Genomic DNA, 18,404 nt, shown 5'->3' with positions numbered 1-18,404 from the left:
TAAGAGGGGGGACGTGAAAATCGGCTTCGTCTGGGACTTCCGATACAGCGACAACATTGCGTCCCTCCCCTTAGCTTAAGGGGAGGACAGGTGGGGTTATAGGTTTTGGCAGTAAGCTGAATAGTTATTCCTTTTTTTACAAGTCTACATATATCTTTTCTATAAAGCAATATACTCAAGTTTACGTAACAGTGTTAGTTTTTTGCTGTCCGCAGCATACCCCTCTCCCTGGCCCTCTCCTTTAGGCCCGCAATTTGGGTCCACAAGGGGAGAGGGGACTATAAGCTCCCCTCCCTCCGATGGGAGGGGCTGGGGGAGGGTGCAAGGCGCTGGTTTTAAGCACAAGAGAGATTCTGCAAATCAAGGAGCATGATCGGCGAGGGCTCGCGTCCACGGATCACCACGAAAAAAGGGGGAACCGAACCAGCTCCCCCTTATTGTCTTCATTTCACTGATAATCTGCACATAATGCTGTACATTTCCAAATCATTTCACCTTCTTTTCGATTGAATTTACATAGTTCATGGCCTCTTTAAGGCCCTCATCACCGGCTTTTCTGAACCATTTCAAAGCTTCGGCATGGTCCTCGATTACCCCTTGCCCCTTATAATACATATATCCCAGGCTGAAATGAACATTTGCATCTTCCTGATCGGCGACCTCCTTAAGCAATCTTACTGTTTCGGCATAGTCCCGATCCACACCCAGACCTTTATAGTAGAGAATTGCCAGATTATAATACGCAATCTCATTCCCCAGGTCAGCCGCCCGTCTATACCATTTGGCCGCTTCGGCGTAGTTCTGTGGCGTCCCCTGGCCTTTGGCATACATTAACCCCAAGCTGAACTGGGCATCGCTATTTTCCTGTTCGGCAGCCTTACCATACCATTTGAGTGCTTGCGCATAGTCCTGGGGTACGCCGTCTGAATTTTCATATAAATGGCCAAGATTGACCTGTGAAATTTCATGCCCCTGGTCAGCGGCTTTCCGGTACCATTCGACAGCTTCGGCATTGTTGCGCGGCACGCCGATTCCATTGGCATACTTGACTCCCATATTGTATTGGGCGGTCATATCCCCCTGTTCCGCAGCCTTGCGATACCATTTGACCGCTTCTGCATTGTCCTGGGAGATACCATGACCATTATCATACATGATCCCAAGGTTTAATTGCGCAGCGGCATTTCCCTGTTCGGCTGCCTTCCTGTACCATTTGGCCGCTTCGGCATGATCCTGGGGCACCCCTTCTCCGATATCATAAATGTACCCCAGATTAGACTGGGCGCCTGCGTGTCCTTGCTCAGCAGCCTTCCGGTACCATTTTGCCGCTTCGGCATTCCCTCCGACTGCACCTTGCTCCATTTCGTACATGTACCCCAGATTAAACTGGGCGCCTACATGCCCCTGCTCAGCAGACTTACGATACCATGCGGCGGCCTCGGCAAAATTCTTCGGCACTCCTTGACCTTTATAATACATTAAACCCAGACTGAACTGGGCCCCCGCATTCCCCTGTTCGGCCGCCTTCCGGTACCATGTGAAGGCTTCGGCAAAGTTCCGTGCAACCCCGTCCCCTTTGTAGTACATCAGACCGAGATTGAATTGAGCACCACTATTCCCCTGTTCAGCTGCTTTCAGATACCATTTCGCCGCCTCGACATAGTCCCGGGATACCCCTTGACCTTTGTTGCACATCAGACCGAGATTGAATTGAGCGTTTGCATTCCCCTGAAGAGCTGCTTTTCGATACCATTTCGCCGCCTCGGCATAATCCGGTAATACCCCCTGCCCCTTGAAATACATGATGCCGACATTGATTTGCGCACCGGCATGCCCCTGCTCGGCCGCTTTCAGATACCATTTCACCGCCTCGGCATAGTCCTGGAGTACGCCCTGCCCTTTTTCATACATAAACCCCGTATAGAACTGGGCATCAACATGACCCTCAATTGCCAGTTTCCTGATCTCCGCAATATTTGCGCTCCTGACAGCACGAGGGTCTGCCTTTGTATCGGCAAATAAACAAGTGGTTGCCAGGCAGATCAACACGATTGCAGTCAGTTTAACCATCAAATCCAGCTTTTCCCTCCTTCCGTGCCGCACTCTCTGCACGCTTAGTGTTTGGCCCACATGCAGACATACATATATCACTTGTCCCATGAAGGCGGCAACCTCTAATTAAAACGCCTTTTATCCACCGAAGATATCAACTCAGAGCAGCAGCGTCCCCAACAAACCTTGTCAACCAAAAACAACTATCTGCGTTTATAAAAGAAATAAATAAAGAAAGGAGAACAGGACATGACCAATGTTAGAAAGTTTATGGGAAGAGCACTGATTTTGGCGGCATTGGGGGTTGTAGCGCCCTCGGCGTATGCCGAGGAGGGGACCTCGCCAGCCACGCAACAGCCGCAGGATAAACCGGTGATGAAACGGGGAGGCGGCCAAAGACTGGGCGGACTGGAGCAACGTTTGCAGCGCCTCTCCTCGCGGCTCAACCTGAGCGAGGACCAAAAGAAGCAAATCAGGCCGATCCTTGATGAAGAAGTGGGCCAACTCAAAGACCTGCGCAACGACACGAAACTGAACAAGGAAGAAAAACGGACAAAATTTAAGGAAATCGCAAACGCTACCTTTGACAAAATCCAGCAACTCCTCACCCCGGAGCAGCAAAAGAAGCATGATGAGCTGCGGCAGCAGGCGCTGGAACGGAGAGGAAAACGGGGAGCCCCGGCCCGGAACAACTGATTCTCAATTTAGATCCTGTCAGCAGATAAATGCGGGCGGCCCCCGTGGCCGCCCGCATCTTTTACCCCCCCTCCCCTCACTATCTCGGAGAGCCGTAGAGAATCACAAAAAGTAGCCACTCGTAATCATCGAGCTTTCGCTGAAGCCGTTCGAGCTCCTTCCTGGTGTAGACCGCTTCACCCCGCGCGATCTCGTACTTCAGCCGCGCGATGATCTCGATAATGGTTTCCTTACGATCCGGACAGTTCTCGCCATAGAGGAGACAAAGGTCCTTGCCTTCCGACGCCCCCATTCCGCCATAAGCAGGAAGTGCAGCCGACAGGACGAAACAGACGCCGCAGACCAGCCATCCTCCCTTTCGGCCCTTTTCCGTCAAGTTCATTTCGCCTCCCCCATTGGATCATACCCCAGGATGGCAGAATAGTCTGCTTCCCCGGTTTTTTTTATCCCAAGGAGCTGTAAATGAATAACATGGTCAAAATTGCGCTCATATTTAGGTCGGATTTGGCCGAACCGATTGAGCTAAACCGCAGACGTAGCACGGTTACGTTGAGGATTTGGCGATTGAAGATCGGCTAAAGATGACCTGAAGATGAGATGCAAGATGCCCATGTTATTTGTTTACAGCTCCTAATCTCCCCATCGGATCGTGTGCGAATTGAAGTCGATGTGGTAGCGGAGTTCCCTCAGGAAGTTCATACCGAGAAGACCGTCATTGTTTTTGCCGCTCGAAATGACGGATGCGTCTATCTCGTATTTCCGGTTCGGCCCGACAAGGACATAATCGAGCTTGACGTGGCCGACGGCATGAACAGCCCCGCCCACCACCTGCGCCATGGAAACGTCCGTATCTCTCGGGTTGATGTTGAGCCGTTGGGCAAGACCCGGGCTGATCGTGCAGGTGGTTGCACCCGTATCGAGGAGGAAGGTGGCCTTCACCTCTTTCCCCCGGTAGGATACCGTTACCGGCACCAGTACCTGGTTGCCGTTGATCTTGACCCGCATCTCCTTGCTCTCCGGGTCGCTCATGTCGTCATCGCGGATTTTCTTCTTTTTTTTGAATTTCTTCGGTATCTTGGCAGGGTCATCGGTAAAATTGACCGTACCGTTTTCATCCTGATACTGGTAAAATTCGCTCTGTACCGTCAGCGGCAGCAGAAAAACCGCAAGCACCATCATCACCACCGACTTTGCAATCTTGTTTTTCATTGGTCTATCCTTTTTCTTCAGGATTTGATTGAACCGCTTTTTTCCAGGATTACGACATACTCAAAACCAAATCCGGACCGGGCAATCTCCCGCAACGACAGGTTTTGTGCATAATCGGCAATTATCGCATTCAACACGGTAACCAGTGATGGCTTGGTAAAAACATGAAAATGGGCGTCCGTTGACGCTTCCCGGGACAATTTGTCAATATAGGCATTCCTCTCCTCGTCAGTTCGATAGGTTTTCAGATTTCTCTGCACTTTATGCAGATTCGGAATGGATATTTCGACGAATTCCCGGTAGTGCTCTCTATTTCTCGCTGCAAACGTAGTGAGGTCGCCGGCTTTCACCAGTTCATAATCTTCCGCAATATGTTCAAAGGTTGTAATCGCCCGGCCGTAATCGAAGCTTTTCCGGCCGTTAGGCAGTGTTATAAACAGTATTCCGTTCTTCCTGAGAACCCTGTCCCAATTCAGCAAGGCTTGCAGCGGATTAGGACAATGCTCCAGAACATGATTGGCAATGATGAAATCCTGTGAAGCAGCCTGGAAGCCGGACAGTTCAAATCCGTCTTCGATATGGTCGGTTGCGACAATACTGGCTGGATCAATCCCCGGGTATTTCTTTATGTTTTCTTCCCTTGAGGCATAATCCACGTACGTCACGGTAACACCGGCGGGCACTTCCAGGGGATGCTGCAACGCACCGATCTCCAACCCCGCACCACGCAGATAGCAAAAAGCCAGCCTCTTCCGTGCCGAGCGCGAGGGGAACAGAACCGACTCTGCTATACTACCTGTCCATCTGGCGATCGTATTTACAATCATATGGATACCTTAACCCGCCGGCATCCCGGTCCGCTCAGGGTGCTGCGTCCGGCACTGCCGGCCTCTACCTGTATCTGGGTGCCGATGCGCTCTTTGAGCGCAGGAACGTGTGAGATGATGCCGATCAGCTTGCCGTCCTGCTGCAGGCCTGAAAGTGTTTCAAGGGCTGTTTCAAGGGCGTCTTCGTCGAGGGTGCCGAACCCTTCGTCGAGAAACAGGGAATCGACACGCACGTTGCGGCTGGCCATGCTGGACAGGCCGAGGGAAAGGGCAAGGCTGGCGATGAAACTCTCACCGCCGGACAGGTTCTTGGTGGATCGGATCTCTCCTGCCTGGTAGTTGTCGATGACGTTCAGTTCAAGCGGTTCAGCGCTGTCGCGCACCAGGATATAACGGTCGCTCATCTTTTGCAGCTGGCGGTTGGCGTGGGCAACCATCAGCTCGAAGGTGAGCCCCTGGGCAAAATTGCGGAACCGCTTGCCGTCACCGGAACCGATAAGCGCATGCAGTCGCTCCCAGCGGTCGCACTCCCGCCTCTGTATCTCAATCGCCTCAAGCCGGCTCTGATGGCGCTGCTGCTGTTCGGCGTGCTGCTGAAGTTTCTGATAAAGCGCACCCAGTCCCTTCTGCAGCTCGCTCAACTGTTCCGTAACAGCGGCGTTCTCCTCCCTGATCAGATCAAGCGGCTTGTCGGTCAGATTCCTGTTCAGCTCACCCGCCAAGGCCTCCTTGCGGTCCTGCTGACGGGTCTGAATGGCAGTCTCATCCTTATACAGGGTGTCGGCCCATTGGGTGAGTTCATCGAAGCGCTCCTGCGGCAGGCACGCCTGCAAAAAGGCTGCCTCATCTGCAAAACCGGTATCAATCAGACGCAGGCAGAAGGCCGTTTCCAGCTCGAAAAGCTGCTCACCTCTACGGGCGATGGACACCGTCAGTCGTTCAATCTGCCGGTTCAGTCCGTCAAGCTCGGCCTGAAGGCGGTTCTGCTCCTGCAGCGCCGCTTCGCGCCGCTCGCCGGCCTGTCGCAGCGCATCTGCCAGCCGTTTTTCCTCTACATCCGGGTTGCGCTCTCCATACCGTTCCAGACGCTGCTCGACCAGTGCATCCCGCTGTGCGGTTCTCTCCCGCAGCTGCTGTTCCTTATCGGCGAGCGTCTTTTCCGATTCTGCCAACAGAGCCCGCTGTTTCTCCCTTTCAGCAGCAAGATCGGCACGCCCTTTTTCCAAACGCTCCCGAACCTGCATCCGCAGAACATACGCGTTGCGGCGGGCAGTCAAGGCAGCCAGCAGCTCATCGACCTTGTCCGGAACGATCTCTGTGCAGCCATACGCTGCAACCGCACTCTCGACTTCGGCCAGCACCCGGTCAAGATCATCGTGAAGGGCCGCGGATTCGCCCTCCAGACGCTTACGTTCCGACTGCGCCGCTTCTTGCCCCAGCCGGGCGGCCAGTCGCGCCTTATCATGCTCTGCAAGCTCGTCCTTGAGCTTGTTAAGCGCTCCCTGAGCGCTCCGTTCTTCCTGTTCTTTCTGTTCGGCCTCCTGGATGATGCCGCGCCGGTTGACCAACTCCCCCCGGCATGTGTCAGTCTCGTGCCGGATGAGCTCCGACCACGCCCCCGCGTCGGCACTCACGCCCAGTTCGACGAAACCACTTGCGCAGAAGGCCTCGTCGCGCAGCTGCCGCTCCTGAAGCTCGGCCTGATCCTGTCCGGCCTGTTGCAGATCCTTGCCAACAGCAACCTGCTCCAGCTCGATCCGGGAAAGCAGCTCCCGCACCCTTTTCGCCTCGGCGAGAGCCAGCTCCAGCTCCTTCTGTGCCTCGTCCAGCTGCGGAATATTGCCGGCGGCGTAGGGGTGTTCACTGGCGCCGCAGAGAGGGCAAGGCACGCCGTCCACGAGCTGCTTCCGATCATCTTCCAGGCTGCGCACCCGGTTGAGTAAGACGACGTTATCCTGCAACTGACGGGCAACCCGCTCTCGCAGTTCAGATTCCGCCGCCAGCGTTTCCTCCCGATGTGCAAGCGCCTGCCGCTTCTGCTCAAGCTCTTCCCCGCGCAGCCTCAGCTCCGCCAGCTTCGGCTTGACCTCTTCAATCCGTGCCAGGGTTTCCTGCATCGCTCCCAGGCGACTCTGTCGGTTTGCAAGCGTTTCCGCTTCATCGCGCCACGCGGAAAGATCACGTCCCTGCAACAGGGCTTCGCGTGCCGCACGTACCCCCGCCAGCCGATTTTCGGCCGCTGTGACGGCTTGCAGTGCCCCCTGCCACACGGTCTCTGCCCGGCTAAGCGTGAGCGTGGCGGTCTCGATGAGTGCGGCATGCCGCCCCAGCTTTGCCTGCGTATCGCGGCACTGCTTGTCAAGGGTTTTGAGGGCCTTCAGCCGCTGTTCGATCCCGGTCAGGGCCTCGGCCAATCCGACATCGGCCTGATGTTCAGCCAGAAAGGCCGCGACCCCTTGCAACTCTTCGCCGGTCTCGCTCATGCGTTGCTCGCATTGTGCCATCGCCAGGCGATAGTCGCCGTTCTGGCGATGCGTTTTTTCAATGTCGGCCGTTAAGCCATTTAGCTGGGTTTGGGCCTCGCCGAGCTTGACATCAAGCGCACGCGTCATGCGGATCAGCTCTGCCTCTCTTGTCTGCTCGACCCGGGCGCTTTCAAGCCCGATCTCAGCCAGTTCCAACGCATCAAAAGCCGCCTGCCAGCCGAGCTGAAGCTGGGGGAGTCGTTCTGCGGCGGCCGCCAGTTCGCCCTGTTCCCCCACCTGTTGCGTTCGCATCGAAAGGATATGGGCATGGTCGCCGCCAAGTTTCAGGGCGCGACCGGCCAGCGCCAGCCGTTCCAGCTCCGGCGCAGCCGCAGCTTTGCGCGTCTCGAAGGCAAGCCGGTCCTGATCCAGTTGCAGGAGTTCACCCTCAAGAGCCGCTATCCGCTCCCGCCAGGACTGGGCTTCGCGGATAATCCGGGCATCGGCGGTCAGGGTGCTTTCCGCCCGTTGCAGTTCGGATTTTTCGCGGAGCAGGGCCTCCGCTTCCGCTGGCGACAGCAGCTGGATGCCGTCGAGCTCGGCACGCATCTCCCCTAGCCTCTTGCGCTCTTCCGAGGTGCGCTCGTGAACCTTGATGGAAATCCGGCTGTAGATCGCGGTGCCGGTGATCTGCTCCAGAATCGGGGCGCGCTCGTCGGGGCGGGCCTGCAAAAAGGCGGCGAAGCCCCCCTGCGCCAGCAACATCGAACGGGTGAAGCGATCGAAGTCCATGCCGGTGACATCCTCAACCTTGTCGGCCACGGCTCTCAGCTTTGATTCGAGGATCATTCCGCTTTCGGCCTCGGCGATCTCATGCCGTGGCGACTGCAATTGGCCGTCAGCCTGCTTGCGCGAGCGGTGTTGGCTCCAGTGGCAGCGGAAGCGCCCCTTGGCTGTTTCGAATTCAACCTCGGCAAAGCATTCGCCGGTCTGCCGCGACATGATTTCGTTTTCGCCCTGGGTGATCCTGTTGAGACGGGGGGTCTGGCCGTAAAGGGCCAGGCAGATGGCGTCGAGGATGGTTGTCTTGCCCGCGCCGGTCGGCCCGGTGATGGCAAAGATACCGCTGGAGACATAGTCGGGGTGCTTGAAATCGATATCCCAAACACCGGCCAGTGAGTTCAGATTTTTGAAACTCAGACGGAGGACTTTCATGGTTCCCCCAGGGTGGCTTCTTCGTGCAATGCGGCAACTGTCTCACGAAAGGCCGCGACCAGTTCGGCCTGCTGTTCCTGCGGCACCGCATGGGCGTCGAGGCAACGGGCGAACACATCGTCAACGGTGAGATCATCCAGGGTCTCTTCCGTCGCCATCCGGCTCAAGGTCCGCTCCACCAGGCGCATGTTCTTTGCCCGCAGGATTTCCAGTGCACTCCCGTCGATCAGCTCGCGCAAGCGTTCCTGCAGATCGCCTATGACCTCGTCCCCTTCGTAGATCACCTCCAGCCATACCGAAACGGCCTCCTTTTTCAAGGCGGCTATACGCTCGCTGACACGCTTCCAGTCACCGCGCACCGTTGCCAGCGACTGAAAACCAGGAACGGGTATTTCCCGTACCGTAACCCCTTCGGTGCCTGCATTAACCGCCACCACGATCTTTCGTTGCCCGGCCTCGCCGAAGCTCATCGGGATTGGCGCCCCCGAATAACGGCGGACGTCCGAGCCGTTTACCCGCTGCGCCACATGCAGATGCCCGAGGGCCAGGTAGTCGAAGCAATCGGGAAAGACATCGGCACGCACTTGCCCAAGGTTTCCCACATACAGCTCCCGCACCCCATCGCCTTCCACGGTCTGGCCGCCGCTTGTGAAAAGGTGCCCCATGGCGATAATGGGGAGCTCCCCCCCAAACTCGGAGCGCTTGGCAACGGCCGCTTCGCCCACCTGCCGGTAGTGGTCGCGGATCCCCTCCACCAGTTTGCGCCCCTTGTCCTCAAAGGTTTCTCCGGCCTCGGCCCGGCGAATATCGCGGTCGCGCAGATAGGGAACGGCGCAGACAATCAGCCCGGGTTTGCCGTCGCTATCGTTCAGCACCACCAGCTCGTCCGCCGCCTCGGCCATGCAGCCGACAACGTGAACGTTGAGATGGCGCAACACCTCGCGGGGGGCATTGAGGAGCGAAGGGGAATCGTGGTTCCCCGCCGTGACCACCACGTGTCTGCACCCCGCGCCGGCCACGCGGCACAGAAAGCGGTAATAGAGCTCCAACGCCCGGTTGCTGGGCGTGCCGTTGTCGAATACATCACCGGCAACAAGCAGTGCCTCGATCCCTTCGGTCTCAATGCAGCCGATCAGCCAGTCAAGAAATTGCTCGAACTCCTCGTAACGTTTGCGGCCATACAGCGCCCGCCCTATGTGCCAATCCGATGTATGCAGGATTTTCATGTTAAGTCTGTTCCTTTGTTTCGATACACAATCAAATAAACAATAACCCCAGGAGTCAGTCGGACTTAGGAATGAATCTACGATTCCCTAAGTCCGACTGACTCCTAGTACCATGAAACATCTAAATCTAACTCCCCCCAACCCCCTCTTATCTTAAGAGGGGGAGCAAACCAGCCAGCTCACTTAGCACGTCCATCCCCTTAATTAAGGGGAGGACAGGAGGGGTTAGCTGCGAAAGAATAAGTATTACAGTGTACTAGGAGCCTGTCGGACTTAGGAATGAATCTACTGCGAGAACGGAAAATCGGTCCATATTACCGGAAATTTTCGACAAATAGGTCCACTATTCGCTCTCAAATTTCCGAAAATCTGTCCTCGATTTGCCATTCTCTCGCTACGATTCCCTAAGTCCGACAGACTCCTAGCCGAAACCAAATATATTGTTTCACGCAACGACGCGACGACGCAACGTAAAGCCAAAAACCAGAAATTGACTGTATTATGCATAACTGCGTCATATTAACAACGGAATTTATGTGACCTCCACAGCAATCTCCACCTATCCCCCCCGCACTCCAGTTTTTCACAGGAGATGATCACGATTCGTTTCCAAAGATTGCAGCGGAGCGGCAAGATGGTACTCTTTACCGTAAAGTGGTGATCGTGCACCTTTGACCTTCACCGGACGCCAAGGAGGATGCCATGGACAAGACGGACAAGATTCTGAAGGAGGTGCGGGCCGCCCTTGAGCAGGATAGAAAGGTCGATCTCCACCACAATCCCATCGAGCTCGACCTTCGGGACGGCACCCTGGTGCTCGCCGGAGAAGTGGCCAGCGTGGCGGCGAAGAAGCTCGCCCTGGAGTATGCGGCGGCACTGGCAGGCGACATCGTCATAGACGACCGGCTGGTGGTGAAGCCGGGAGAGGTGATGGAGGACGAGGACCTCTGTGAGTTGGTCTTCGAAGCACTGGACGGGGAGTCGGCGTTCAACGACATGGCCCTGCGTGCCTGGGTCGGCGGTACCGAGAAGGCATTTCGGAAAACCCCGCGCGAGACGAGCGACATTATCGAGCTTGAGGTTGAAAACGGAGTGGTGACCCTGAGCGGCCGGGTTGAAAGCTACGCCCACAAGGCGCTCGCCGGGGTACTCGCCTGGTGGCGGCGGGGGACCAGGAACGTGGTGAACAGCCTGGCCGTGGACCACCCGATGGAGGACCCTGACGGAGAAATGACCGATGCGCTACGGATGGTGCTGGAAAAGGACCGCTTCGTCAATGAGGCGCAAGTCCGGGCGGTCTGCCGCGACTTTACCGCAATCCTGGAGGGGGCGGTGAAAAACGAGACGGAGAAGGATGTGGCCGAGACAGACGCCTGGTATCTCTTTGGTGTGATCGACGTGGACAACCGGTTGGTGGTTCTCGAGTAGGGGAAGTTTTCCAGCCGGACAGTATTGACATTACCGAAAACGAGGACACCAACGTGATAGAAAAAGCAGTGCCATGGATTGCCGCCGTCATGGGCGGCGTCTTGCTGTTCCTGGGCTACGTCGGCTTCGACCTGTTTTACCTCGAATGGATCTGCCTCGTGCCCGTCCTTTGGGCGATCCGGGAGCAGCGCCCGGGCCGGGCGTTCCTCATCGGCTGGGTCGCCGGCATCGCGGCACACGGAGGCGGCTTCTACTGGGTCATCCAGATGTTCCAGGGGTTCGCCGGAATGCCGTGGCCGCTCGCAACGCTGGGACTCATGCTCCTCGCCGCGGCGAACGGCATCGTGTTAGCGATATGGGCGTGGGGCACGCGGCTGATCACCCGTGATACCGGCTGGAACGTGGCCTGGGTTTCCCCGGTCGTCTGGACGGCAGCAGAAAAATTCTGGCCCGAGATCTTCCCGAACTATCTCGGCGCAAGCCAGTACAAGCTCTCCCTCTTGACGCAGATAGCGGATGTGACGGGCATCCTCGGCGTCACCTTCCTCGTGGTTTACATCAATTCCACGGTCTATGCGGTAATCGAGCAGTGGTTCAAGAACCGGCGATTCGCCTGGCGTCAGGTTGCGGTCTTCGCAGCAGTTGTCGGAGTGGTTCTGGTCTATGGAGGAGTCCGCATCCGCGCCGTGGACCGGCAGGCCTCGGGCGCCGCGAAGCTGACGGTCGGCCTGGTTCAGGCCAATCACGGGGCTGGTGAGAAGCACAAAGATCCGGAAGGTTTACTCCGCGAGCACCGGGAGATGTCCAGGACCTTGGCCGGAACCCGTGCCCTCGACCTGATCGTGTGGCCCGAGAGCATTTGCCGCATCAATGGAACGTCCCGTGAGGGACGGCTTCCGTCAGATCTGCTCGGCGACCTGCACACTCCGGCGCTGATCGGCGCAACCCTGGGCATGTGGCAGGGGGACAAACCCCGCGTCTGCAACACCGCCATGCTCACGGACAGCACGGGCGGGATTCTCGGCACATACGACAAGAGGGTGCTCGTCCCCTTCGGTGAGTACATCCCGTTTGGCGACACCTTCCCGCAGCTATACTCTTGGTCGCCATACTCCAGCAGGTTTTGGCCCGGGGAGAGCGAGGAGCCGCTCCAGCTCGGCAAACATCTGCTCTCCGTAAGCATCTGTTACGAGGATATATTTCCCGGACATATCCGCTCGCTCATGCGCGGCGCGCGTGACTGCCGCGTTCCCGAGGCGATGTTCAACCTGACCAACGACTCCTGGTACGGCAAATCGATCGAACCGATGGAGCACCTGGTCCTCGCAAGCTTCCGGGCGATCGAACACCGGCGATCCCTCGTGCGGGCCACCAACACCGGCGTGTCCGCCTTCGTGGACCCGGTGGGGCGGCTCGTCAACCGCAGCGGGCTATGGACGAAGGAAACGCTGGTAGGCCGGATCCCGATGATGGAAGGCCGCACCGTTTACGCGCTGCTGGGGGACTGGGTCGGCTGGGTCTGCGCCAGCCTCTCCATTGTCGGCATCGGCCTGGCAATCCGCGTCTCTGGGCGCCGCATCGAGCAAGACCGGCCGCAAGGCGACAAGAGAAAGAAGCGTCAAAAGAAGCAACCCGTGGCGCGCTGAACCCTATTTCTGTGCCAGATCAACCACCACCCGGGCAAGTCCGGCAACCACCCGCGCCATCCGGTCATAATCGAGCCGGTCAGGCGTATCGAACGGTCCGTGGTACTGGTTGTAGCGGTAGAGAGCGGTATCGGTAACCATGAGGGCCGGATACCCCTCGTGCCAGAACGACCAGTGATCGGACCAGTCGACCCCGATGATCCCCCCCGGCACCGCGGCCCCCTCGGATGGGAAAGCGGTGGTGCGGCGGAAGGCCTCAAGCGACCTGTGGACGAGCCGGCGCGAGCCGATATTCCCGACGAAGCCGATGAAGTTGCCGGTCGATGGGTAGAAGAAATTGAGGGGGAACGGGTAGTGCTGGCTCTGCGGCGCATCGGAGTAGTAGCCGATAGTCTCCAGCGAGAGCATGGCGGCGATCTTTTCTCCGCGCTGCCGTGACCGCTTGGCGTAGACCAGGCTCCCCATCAGGCCGGTCTTGAAGAACGGCGGCTCCTCGTTGACGAACAGGACAAAGCGCACGGACCGGGACAGGGGTCTCCCCTTGAGGAGCCGGGCGATCTCGAGGACTGCCGCCGTTCCGCTCCCGTTGTCGTCCGCCCCCGGCGAGCCGTACACAGAGTCGTAGTGGGCGCCGACAATGATCATCCCGGCGTTAGCGTTTAGGCCCGGGAGTTCCGCCTCCAGGTTCTGCACCCCCTTCCCCTTCGCCGTGTAGTGCTGGCCGGTCACGGCATAGCCGGAGCTTTCGAGTTCATTTTCCAGGTAGCCGGCCGCCGCCTGGAGCGCCCCGTATCGCCAGACGTTCCGCTCCCCGATCTCGCCCGCCAGGGTCCGGACATGGGACCGGAGCCGGTCGCGCAGCCCGGCCTCCTCGCTGGTCAGCGGTTTGAGCGGCAGATCGTATGAGCGGCCGGGCATCCTGAACACGTAAAAGCCTCCTGTACCGATCACCAGTGCGATGATGAGCCAGCGCAGCAGGAATGCCAGCCAGCCCCGTCTATTCCCGGGAAAGAGCCTGATGTGGTGCACCTTCGTCGAACAGTCCATCTCTCCAGACCGCCTCCGCCTTCCCTTCCCAGACATGTCTCACGCAACTACGCGACGACGCACCAAAAGTAGGCGCTTTTAAGCGACGAAAGGCTTTTAAACAAATTATTGGTTGCGTGAAATAAAATATTTTTGTTCCGGCTTGTCCGGCTTAAGTCACAGAAATATACCCAGGCCGAGAAGGACCTGCATCGGGTAGAGCAGGAGAATGACGATACCGAGAATGAAATGGACCGTTCGCCACGGCGGCGCCGGCCCCTTCAGTCTGCGGGAGACGAGGAACGAAGCGCTGATGAAGAGCACCAGTGTTGTCCCGGTAAGTAAGTGCGCGGGATAGTGGAATATCCGGCCATGGTCGATCAGCGCCAGGGTCATTCCGACGAAGAAACCGCAGATGCCCAGGGCCGCAGCGATCGGGCCTGCCTGGCGGTGCTTTTTGATGGCCGTGACGAGCGGCGTCCCGGTCAGCCGATGTTTGCGTATCTGCAACCCGAGCCATCCCTGGCGGATGAAGAGGAGCATAACGAGGAAATTGAATGTGCCGTGCGCTAATTTCAGGTACTCCATGGCCTCGCTCCCAGTGTACCGGTTTACATGAGTTTATCCGACCATGCCGTGTTGGCAAGATGCCGGGAGTCGAAAACCCGATATATCTTGCTTCGCCTGAAATTCCGGTTCACAGAGAAAGGCTTCTCAAACTTTGGTCCTACCGCATCGACCTGCGCCCCCGGCGACCGGTCTTGGGGGCGGGGCGCTCGGCCACGACTTTTTTCCGTTGGGGAGTCGTGGTCTTTGCCGGAGCCTTCGCAGACTTTTCCACTCTCTTTCTTGTCTTGGACGGTCCATTGCCCGGCTTGATTTCCTTCGACTTATCAACGCGCCTGACCGCATACTGCGGAAATTCCGCAAGCGTCTGGAGCGGGATGGCATACTTGAGCAGCTTCTCAATCGCTTGCAGCAGTGACTGCTCTTCATGGCTTACCAGCGAGAGGGCAACCCCGTTCTCTCCGGCCCGGCCGGTGCGACCGATCCGATGCACATAGTCTTCGGGAACCTGGGGGAGATCGTAATTCACCACATGCGGCAGGCGCTCGATGTCGAGCCCGCGCGCAGCCACATCAGTCGCCACCAGCACGCGAAACTCACCCCGCTTGAACTCCGCCAGGGTACGCGTCCTGATCGACTGGCTCTTGTTGCTGTGGATGGCGGCAGCCTTGATCCCATCGTAGAGCAGTTCTTCGGTCAGCTTGTCCGCGCCGTAGCGGGTACGGGCGAAGACCAGCACCTGATTCCAGTTCCCCTTGCTGATCAGGAACGAGAGCATTTCCCGCTTGCGGCTCTTTTCCACCTGATAGACCGCCTGGGTGACCGCGTCGGCCGCGATATTGCGGCGCGCCACCTCGATCCGCCGCGGCTGATCGAGCAACTCGTCGGCAAGCTGCTTGATGCTCTGTGAATAGGTGGCCGAAAAGAGCATGGTCTGGCGCTTCGCCGGCAGATACTCCGCCACCTTGTGGATGTCGTCGATAAATCCCAGATCGAGCATCCGGTCGGCCTCGTCCAGCACCAGGAACTTGATCCGGGAAAGGTTGATGGTGCCCCGTTCCGCGTGATCGAGCAGCCGCCCCGGCGTTGCGACCACAATATCGACGCCGCGGTGCAGCCGCTCGATCTGCGCCTGGATGTTCACCCCGCCGTAGATCATCGTCGAGCGCAGCGACAGGCGCCGGGCATAATTGTTCATCTGTTCGCTGACCTGGGCCGCCAGCTCGCGGGTCGGGACCAAAACCAGCGCGCGCGGCCGTCGGCGTTTGTCCGGGGGGATATTTTCACCCAGCCTCTGCACGATCGGCAGGGCAAACGCCGCAGTCTTGCCGGTGCCGGTCTGGGCGCCGGCAAGCAGGTCGCACCCCTCGAAAATCACAGGAATCGCCTCGGTCTGGATGGGTGTCGGGGTGGTATAGCCCTGGGCGGCAATCGCGCTCAACAGTTCGGCGCGCAGGCCGAGAGATTCAAAAGACATTGATCGAACTCCTTAATTGTAAGCATGGCAGTTTATCTCGAAAAATAAAAACCACAGGTGTGGACCCTGTGGTTCGGAAGTACTCCATGTATAGCACGTCGGCTCGTGCGGCGACAATGGCTTTCTTGTGCGATCAGCTGAGTGCCTCGCTATGCGTTCAACCTCCAGTTCGTCAGGAAGGCGCAGAAGCCAGACCCCACTTAGACCAAGAAAAATTTGCCTCACGATTACCACATGAATACCGGGTTGTAAACTCAAGATCAGAGTAATCTTGAAGTAATCTTGAAGCTGATATATGGTATCCGGAGGTGAAACATCGGGACTTTCAAGGACACTCATTATGAAAATACAGAAATTGACTGAAGAAAACCGCGCCAAAGTCTATGCGCTATTGCGCAGCGCCTTTCCCGGCAGTGAATACGAAGCCGGACTGGTGCAGAAATTCCACGAGAATGGCAAACCCGTACATGAATGGGTTTGTATTCACACCAATAAGGTCATCGCCTACATCGCCTTTTCCAATGCCTATGATGGCAACGACGTGTGCGGGTTGCACCTGGCGCCCATGGCCGTGGCACCCGATTTTCAAAAGCAGGGGGTGGGCTCGGAACTGCTCAGATTTGCCTTAAGGCAGGAAATGATCAAAAGCCAGCCCCTGTTTGTCTTGGGCGAACCCGGCTATTACAAAAGGTTTGACTTTGAACCATGCAGTTTGCCCATTTGTCCTTTTGATAAAAACAATGCACATTTCCTGAGCATGCGAAATAATACCACCACCCACTTCATTGTTGGCTATGAACCTGAATTTAAAACTGCGGCCAAACCGCCCAGTCCCCAGGGTAAGAAGCGCCGTTGAGCCCCCATCACGTAATTAGGAAATTTTCCCCTGCGAGGCACAATTGAAGGTTGTAAAATGGCTGGCCATTCTCGCAGTAGATTCATTCCTAAGTCCTACAGACTGCTAAAGGGGGGTACCGCCTCGCGAACTCATCCACCACCGCCAGCAGTGGCGGGTCAAGGTATGAGCGCGCCTGCTCTGCGATCGGCTTCGGCACGCCGCCGTAGAAGGCCCCGGCCATCCCCCCGGTAATGCAGGCCAGCGTGTCCGTATCCCCGCCGAGGGAGACTGCCAGGCGGATGGCGCGCTCGAAATCGCTCGACTCCAGAAAGGCGGTCAGCGCCTGGGGGACGGTCCCCTGGCAGGAGATATCGAAGCGGTATGCGGGGCGGATCTGGTCACAGGTGCGGGAAAGGTCGTAGCCGAACTCCCGGCTGACATATTCCCGCAGCTCCTCCCTGCCGATCCCCCTGCGGCAGAGAAAGACCGCCGCTGCCACGGCCTGCCCCCCCTTGATCGCCTCCGGGTGGTCGTGGGTGATGGCGGTACACTCCTTTGCCAGCGCCAGCGCCTCCTCCAGGGTGGCGGCCACGTAGCCGACAGGGCTGATGCGCATGGCCGCGCCATTTCCCCAGCTCTGGTAGGGCCGACTCTCCGCCGACTCGGCCCAGCGGATGAACATCCCGCCATAACCGGCATCGGGATAGCGGCGGTAGTACGCCTTCATCACCTCGCCGTAGGGCTCCCCCGTCAGCAAGCTCTCCGCCAGGGCAACGGTCAGCACCGTGTCGTCGGTAAAGGAGCAGGAAGGGCTGAAGAGCGGAAACTCCGTGGTCTTGATGTTTTCGAATTCATAGATCGAGCCGACGATATCGCCGACGATTGCACCGAGCATGGTAACTCCGAGTGGGGTTTTCTCCGCGCGGCAAAGAATACAGGCCTGATTAACCCTACTTCCACGCAGCTATACAATCTCAAATTGCATGATTGCATGCCTGACCCTATGCCTCCCCTAATGCCAGGTATCCCCTTCACCATCCTGATTATACTGTTGGCTGAGCGGAGTCGAAGCCAGCGGAACCATGTCGTCAGACCTTACAACCCCATGAGTATCCGCAGACGGTATTCCACATCACGCATGACTGCATCGCTAATTTTGCCCCAGCGGGTGACAAGGCGTTCGGAGGAGATGGAGCGGACATCCTCGCACTTTATGTAGCTTGGCTCCCGCACGCCACCTTCGGGAGGAACAAGAGGAACGTGAGAACGAATTCCCTTGTTACGGCTGGTTATTGGAATAACGATAGCAAGTTCTGCAGGGCTCTGATTGAAGAGATCAACCGATACGATCAGGCAAGGGCGCATCCCGGCCTGCTCTCGTCCACGGGTGGGATTGAGATCGGCAAGCCAGATTTCGGCGCGTGCAGGGGACTGCTTCATTTGTCGCCTCCATCGGGTTGCACCGCATCCCAGGCCGACCGTTCTTCAAGCTCAGCTTGCCATTCAGGGCCATTCTCTCTCAGGACGGCAAAGTCAGAGGCCAAATCTTCCAAAAAACATTTCCGGTGATAGAACTCAATGGCCTGCTCCAGAACAGTCTGCATCGGCTTTTTATCATGCCGGGCGATCTCCCGCAGGGCTTGCCGGGCTGACTCGGATATTCTGACGGTTGCTGTTGCCATTCAAGCACCTCCAAAGCTGATGTGGTAATATAAGTATACAAGAATGTATG

General features: G+C 57.5%; 16 protein-coding genes. 4 read left to right on the top strand and 12 right to left on the bottom strand.

What is annotated here, in order from left to right; genetic code table 11:
* Window positions 1-486 precede the first annotated feature (486 nt).
* Window positions 487-2,070, bottom strand: coding sequence for an SEL1-like repeat protein (locus GURA_RS10055; protein ID WP_232279020.1), 1,584 nt, complete (start codon window positions 2,068-2,070; stop codon window positions 487-489).
* Window positions 2,071-2,301: 231 nt separating this feature from the next.
* Between GURA_RS10055 and GURA_RS10050 the strand changes: the two genes are divergently transcribed.
* A complete protein-coding gene (locus tag GURA_RS10050; protein WP_011938877.1) occupies window positions 2,302-2,748 on the top strand; it encodes a hypothetical protein in 447 nt (148 codons plus the stop codon).
* A 79-nt stretch (window positions 2,749-2,827) separates the two neighbouring features.
* On the opposite strand, the gene GURA_RS10045 is transcribed toward GURA_RS10050, so the two are convergent.
* The 5 genes from GURA_RS10045 to GURA_RS10025 all read right to left on the bottom strand — a co-directional run bounded on the left by GURA_RS10045 (window position 2,828) and on the right by GURA_RS10025 (window position 9,690).
* Entirely contained in the window at window positions 2,828-3,130 is a 303-nt protein-coding gene (locus GURA_RS10045) for a hypothetical protein (protein WP_011938876.1), read from the bottom strand.
* A gap of 248 nt (window positions 3,131-3,378) precedes the next feature.
* Window positions 3,379-3,957 (bottom strand): aspartyl protease family protein, encoded by a 579-nt coding sequence (locus GURA_RS10040; protein WP_011938875.1) that lies wholly within the window; start codon window positions 3,955-3,957, stop codon window positions 3,379-3,381.
* A gap of 17 nt (window positions 3,958-3,974) precedes the next feature.
* Window positions 3,975-4,784, bottom strand: a complete 810-nt coding sequence (locus tag GURA_RS10035) for a class I SAM-dependent methyltransferase (protein WP_011938874.1) — start codon at window positions 4,782-4,784, stop codon at window positions 3,975-3,977.
* The gene (locus GURA_RS10030; RefSeq protein WP_011938873.1) at window positions 4,781-8,464 is read right to left on the bottom strand and encodes an AAA family ATPase; all 3,684 of its coding nucleotides are present in this window, start codon (window positions 8,462-8,464) and stop codon (window positions 4,781-4,783) included. Before GURA_RS10030 ends, GURA_RS10035 begins: the two co-directional genes overlap by 4 nt.
* Window positions 8,461-9,690 carry an exonuclease SbcCD subunit D C-terminal domain-containing protein gene (locus GURA_RS10025; protein ID WP_011938872.1) on the bottom strand — a complete coding sequence of 410 codons (1,230 nt, stop codon included), beginning with the start codon at window positions 9,688-9,690 and terminating at the stop codon, window positions 8,461-8,463. The genes GURA_RS10030 and GURA_RS10025 overlap by 4 nt, the downstream gene beginning before the upstream one ends.
* A 702-nt stretch (window positions 9,691-10,392) precedes the next feature.
* Between GURA_RS10025 and GURA_RS10020 the strand changes: the two genes are divergently transcribed.
* Together GURA_RS10020 and lnt are read left to right on the top strand one after the other, a co-directional pair.
* Window positions 10,393-11,118: a BON domain-containing protein gene (locus GURA_RS10020; RefSeq protein WP_011938871.1), complete on the top strand. Its 726-nt coding sequence runs from the start codon at window positions 10,393-10,395 to the stop codon at window positions 11,116-11,118.
* Between the two features lie 53 nt (window positions 11,119-11,171).
* Complete coding sequence (gene lnt, locus GURA_RS10015; RefSeq protein WP_011938870.1) at window positions 11,172-12,764, top strand: apolipoprotein N-acyltransferase; 1,593 nt, start codon at window positions 11,172-11,174, stop codon at window positions 12,762-12,764.
* A 3-nt stretch (window positions 12,765-12,767) separates the two neighbouring features.
* Here the strand turns inward: lnt and GURA_RS10010 are convergent, their stop codons facing one another.
* The 3 genes from GURA_RS10010 to GURA_RS10000 all read right to left on the bottom strand — a co-directional run bounded on the left by GURA_RS10010 (window position 12,768) and on the right by GURA_RS10000 (window position 15,834).
* Entirely contained in the window at window positions 12,768-13,811 is a 1,044-nt protein-coding gene (locus GURA_RS10010) for a M28 family peptidase (protein WP_011938869.1), read from the bottom strand.
* A 156-nt stretch (window positions 13,812-13,967) separates the two neighbouring features.
* On the bottom strand, window positions 13,968-14,378 hold the full coding sequence (locus tag GURA_RS10005; protein WP_011938868.1) for a DUF4079 family protein: 411 nt from the start codon (window positions 14,376-14,378) through the stop codon (window positions 13,968-13,970).
* Between the two features lie 139 nt (window positions 14,379-14,517).
* Window positions 14,518-15,834 (bottom strand): DEAD/DEAH box helicase, encoded by a 1,317-nt coding sequence (locus tag GURA_RS10000; RefSeq protein ID WP_011938867.1) that lies wholly within the window; start codon window positions 15,832-15,834, stop codon window positions 14,518-14,520.
* Between the two features lie 340 nt (window positions 15,835-16,174).
* On the opposite strand from GURA_RS10000, the gene GURA_RS09995 reads away from it, so the two are divergent.
* Window positions 16,175-16,690 carry a GNAT family N-acetyltransferase gene (locus tag GURA_RS09995; RefSeq protein WP_011938866.1) on the top strand — a complete coding sequence of 172 codons (516 nt, stop codon included), beginning with the start codon at window positions 16,175-16,177 and terminating at the stop codon, window positions 16,688-16,690.
* 88 nt (window positions 16,691-16,778) lie between these two features.
* Here GURA_RS09995 and GURA_RS09990 read toward each other — a convergent pair whose 3' ends face one another.
* From GURA_RS09990 to GURA_RS09980, 3 genes are all read right to left on the bottom strand, one after another.
* Entirely contained in the window at window positions 16,779-17,567 is a 789-nt protein-coding gene (locus GURA_RS09990; RefSeq protein ID WP_011938865.1) for an ADP-ribosylglycohydrolase family protein, read from the bottom strand.
* Window positions 17,568-17,767: 200 nt separating this feature from the next.
* Complete coding sequence (locus GURA_RS09985; protein ID WP_011938864.1) at window positions 17,768-18,112, bottom strand: type II toxin-antitoxin system PemK/MazF family toxin; 345 nt, start codon at window positions 18,110-18,112, stop codon at window positions 17,768-17,770.
* Entirely contained in the window at window positions 18,109-18,354 is a 246-nt protein-coding gene (locus GURA_RS09980) for a hypothetical protein (protein ID WP_011938863.1), read from the bottom strand. The genes GURA_RS09985 and GURA_RS09980 overlap by 4 nt, the downstream gene beginning before the upstream one ends.
* Between the last annotated feature and the right edge of the window lie 50 nt (window positions 18,355-18,404).

Origin of the sequence: Geotalea uraniireducens Rf4 (assembly GCF_000016745.1) — a bacterium.
Lineage (GTDB): Bacteria > Desulfobacterota > Desulfuromonadia > Geobacterales > Geobacteraceae > Geotalea > Geotalea uraniireducens.
Note: the sequence above shows the minus strand (reverse complement) of the source record. Positions and strands in the feature narration are given on the sequence as shown.